General features: G+C 62.6%; 6 protein-coding genes and 1 pseudogene. 2 read left to right on the top strand and 5 right to left on the bottom strand.

Features of this window, described 5'->3' with window-relative positions:
• From EOD07_RS26945 to EOD07_RS26935, 3 genes are all read right to left on the bottom strand, one after another.
• Nucleotides 1-472, bottom strand: a 472-nt coding sequence (locus EOD07_RS26945; RefSeq protein ID WP_164772562.1) for an alpha/beta hydrolase, incomplete at its 3' end; no start/stop codon positions are given.
• 10 nt (nucleotides 473-482) lie between these two features.
• The gene (locus tag EOD07_RS26940; RefSeq protein ID WP_071071941.1) at nucleotides 483-977 is read right to left on the bottom strand and encodes a DUF192 domain-containing protein; all 495 of its coding nucleotides are present in this window, start codon (nucleotides 975-977) and stop codon (nucleotides 483-485) included.
• Nucleotides 978-1,090: 113 nt separating this feature from the next.
• On the bottom strand, nucleotides 1,091-1,684 hold the full coding sequence (locus EOD07_RS26935; RefSeq protein WP_041007146.1) for a cold-shock protein: 594 nt from the start codon (nucleotides 1,682-1,684) through the stop codon (nucleotides 1,091-1,093).
• A gap of 262 nt (nucleotides 1,685-1,946) precedes the next feature.
• On the opposite strand from EOD07_RS26935, the gene gloA reads away from it, so the two are divergent.
• On the top strand, nucleotides 1,947-2,387 hold the full coding sequence (gene gloA / locus EOD07_RS26930; protein ID WP_127237567.1) for a lactoylglutathione lyase: 441 nt from the start codon (nucleotides 1,947-1,949) through the stop codon (nucleotides 2,385-2,387).
• A 122-nt stretch (nucleotides 2,388-2,509) separates the two neighbouring features.
• Entirely contained in the window at nucleotides 2,510-2,797 is a 288-nt protein-coding gene (locus tag EOD07_RS26925; protein WP_127237566.1) for a DUF2218 domain-containing protein, read from the top strand.
• 10 nt (nucleotides 2,798-2,807) lie between these two features.
• Here the strand turns inward: EOD07_RS26925 and EOD07_RS26920 are convergent, their stop codons facing one another.
• Together EOD07_RS26920 and EOD07_RS26915 are read right to left on the bottom strand one after the other, a co-directional pair.
• A complete protein-coding gene (locus EOD07_RS26920; RefSeq protein ID WP_127237565.1) occupies nucleotides 2,808-3,371 on the bottom strand; it encodes a DUF1697 domain-containing protein in 564 nt (187 codons plus the stop codon).
• Nucleotides 3,368-3,550, bottom strand: a pseudogene (locus tag EOD07_RS26915) (threonine dehydratase); the annotation flags it as partial. The pseudogene EOD07_RS26915 and the gene EOD07_RS26920, both read right to left, overlap by 4 nt.

Below are 3,550 nucleotides of genomic sequence, written 5' to 3'. Positions count from 1 at the left end.
GCGGATGCGTGGTCTGGGAGGGGTCGTCCGCCAGCAGCGCCGCCGCGATCGGATCCCAATCGCCGACGCCGTCGACCATGCCGATGCCGAGGCCGCCGAACACCAGCGTGGCGACCTTCTGAGGGTCGGAGAGCGCCAGGAAAGCCGAAACGCGCGCGCCCATGGAATAACCCATGACATGCGCGCGCTCGATGCCGAGATGATCGAGCAGCGCGGCCGCGTCTGACGCCATCTTTTGCGGCGTGTAATCGGCCTCGTCATAGCTCTTCGACGACGAGCCGTGGCCGCGGTGGTCAAAAGCGATCGCCCGGTAGCCGGCGTCGTTCAGCGTCTTGAACCAGCCCGGCGAGACCCAGTTGACATAGTGGCTGGAAGCAAAGCCATGGATCATCAGCACCGGGTCGCCCTGCCCCGAGGCCGGCTGGCGATCAAGATAGGCGAGCTCGAAACCGTCATGCGAAAAGAATTGCATCGAACCGCTTTCAGTTGGAACCGGCGCTGATGGCCGGATGGCGCAAGAGATCGCCTTCCTTGATGCCGTCCCTGGCGGCCGTGCCTGCCTTCAGTTCAAGCACGAAGCGTACCGGCTGTCCGGGCGAGATGATCGCTTCGGATTCGGGCTCGCCGCGCTTGATGGCCTTGATCCTGCCGTCCGGGCCGACAAAGATGAGGTCGAGCGCCATCGGCGTGTTCTTCATCCAGAAATCCACCTCGCCGGTTCTTTCGAAGACGAACAACATGCCGTGATCGTCGGCCATCGTCCGGCGAAACATCAGTCCCGCCTCCCGCTCGGCGGAGGTGTCGGCGATCTCGATGGAGAAGGAGCGCTCGCCCGAGCCGGTCGCCACCACCAGCGGCGCCCGGTCGATGGGCAGCAGCATCGCATCCGCCGAACTCGGTCTCGCGGCGATGAAACAGGCGGCGAAAACGATCGCGGCGCAGAGCGCGCCCGCGGTCAGCCAATTGCGATGAGCCATGGGGTACCTCGTCCAGACCCTCGTCCTAGACCATGATCCGGAGAAGTGGAACCGGCTTTCGGACAATATGCTCGATCCGCGTCGCGGGGACTGTCGACGGCGTCGAGAGGCCCTTAGTGCGAGACCGACAAGGTACCCATATCGGGGTGGATTTCGGCGGCCATAAGGCCTTTGTCGCCGCGTCCGAAGCGGACGAGCACGACCTGGCCCGGCCGGAGCTCGGTTATACCGTAGCGCCGCAGCGTCTCCATGTGGACGAAGATGTCTTCCGTTCCCTCGCCCCGCGTCAGGAAGCCGAAACCCTTGGTGCGGTTGAACCACTTGACCAGGGCCCGCTCGAGACCGCTCTCCGGGCTGACGGTAACGTGGGTACGCTGTTCCTGCTCCGCTGGGTGCACGGCCGTCGAGGCATCCATGGAAAGGACCCGGAAAGCCTGCAGCCCGCGCTCGCCCTGTTTCACAAGGCAGACGACCCGCGCGCCCTCGAGCGCCGTCTGGAAGCCGTCCTTTCGAAGACAAGTCACATGGAGGAGGATATCACCCGAGACACCGTCGTCCGGAAGAATGAAGCCGTAGCCCTTGGCCACGTCGAACCATTTGATAGCGCCGGCGATTTCGACAAGCTCGGCGGGGTCGCCGCCATTGTCCCGTCTCAAGGCGTCGTCAAGGCTTCCGTCCCGCCTCGTAAAAGAGGCCTTTTCCCCCATAAGAATGCCCCCTTTTTCCAACCGAACCGCAACTGATTCTTGCCAAGAGATTAACACTGCGGCTTCCGGGGTGTGCAAGGGCTGACGTGCCTTTTTTCACCGTTCAGCACCGGAAAGGCTGAAATGTTGTTTGCCGGCGCTTGCCGAACACGAATTGCGAGGCCCGAAAATCGATCGCGCCGCCGCTATTGTCGGACGATTGCCCTTTCGCCGAACGGCTCCTATGGTGCCTGGCAACCCCAACAATCCCGAGGAAGCCGCCATGCGCTATCTGCACACAATGGTCCGCGTCGCCGATATCGACCAGTCTCTCGATTTCTACTGCAACAAGCTCGGCCTGAAGGAGGTGCGTCGTTACGAAAACGAGCAGGGCCGCTACACGCTGATCTTCCTTGCCGCGCCCGAAGACGAGCAGAGCGGCATCAATGAGAAGGCGCCGCTGGTCGAGCTGACCTACAATTGGGACCCGGAGGACTATAAGGGCGGCCGCAATTTCGGCCACCTCGCCTATGAGGTCGACGACATCTATGCCACCTGCCAGAAGCTGATGGACAATGGCGTGACCATCAATCGTCCGCCGCGCGACGGCAACATGGCCTTCATCCGCTCGCCGGACGGCATCTCGATCGAGCTGCTGCAGAAGGGCCCCGCCAAGACGAAGGCCGAACCGTGGGCCTCGATGGCGAACACGGGCGTCTGGTAAGCCGGCGATCCGCGCCGATTTGGCTAACCGACGCTGGCGTTTCGCTAGGCCTTGCCTATCTAACAGAAATTGGCGCCAGCCCCATTTAAGGCTGGCGTTTCTTCATTCGCCAGGAGAGGTCCATGCCGACCAGCCGCGCCGATGTCGTCACCGAACATGCCAGCCGCTATCTGCAGCAGCTCTGCAAGCACTGGTCGCATAAATTCCCGGTCGAGTTCGACCCGCAACACGGCGCCGTCCAGCTCTCGATCGGCCGCACCGTGATGGATGCCGACGATCATGCGCTGCATATCGCCTTGGCCGCCGACGATGAAGCCTCGCTGGAGCGGCTGGAGAGCGTGGTCGCCGACCACATCAAGCGCTTCGCCTTCCGCGAGGAATTGAGCTTCGACTGGCAAAAGGCTGCTTAGCTCTACGGCTTCAGGCGCCGCCGGCCTTGCCGGCCATTTCCAGCAGCGCCAGCACGCTGCGCCAGTTGCGCGCCGTGCCCGGCACCTTCAAGGTGCGCGGGATGAGGTTGCCGAACACCGATTTACCGAGCCCGTCCGGCGCATGGAGATAAAGCACGTCGCCCTTGATCTCGAAGCGCTCGGGACCGGTGCATTTGTCGGCGAGCCGCTGCGCCTCCTCGGCGGTCGGCTCGCGCTCCAGCGCATAGGCGTGCAGCTTGGTCGGCTCGCCGGCGATCTCGGGATAGGGATTGTCCTTCACCAGCCGCTCGAACCAGCCGGCGTCGCGCACCAGGATGCGTGAATTGAACCCCCACTTCTTCTCGAAGGCTGTCTCGATCTCCTTGGTCAGCGCCGCCACATCCCCCTTCTTCGCCCGGAACACGACATTGCCGCTCTGCACATAGGTCGCGACATCGCTGAAGCCTAGGCCTTCGAAGAAGGCCTTGAGCTCCGCCATCTTGACGATGCGGTTGCCGCCGACATTGATGCCGGAAAACAGCGCCACGAAAACCGTGCTTTGTTTCGCGCTCATATGATGAATCCCGCCAGCGTCTCGTTGTCGGTGATGTCCTGATATTGCACACCCTCGGCGTCGAAATTGGCCTTCAGCAGGTCGAAATTGCGCCGATCCTTGGTTTCGATGCCGATCAGCACCGAACCGAAATTGCGCGCTGACTTCTTCAGGTACTCGAAGCGGGCGATGTCGTCGTC

It is taken from the genome of Mesorhizobium sp. M2C.T.Ca.TU.002.02.1.1 (genome assembly GCF_003997225.1).
The sequence above is the reverse complement of the archived record's forward strand: the minus strand, read 5'-3'. Positions and strand labels throughout refer to the sequence as shown.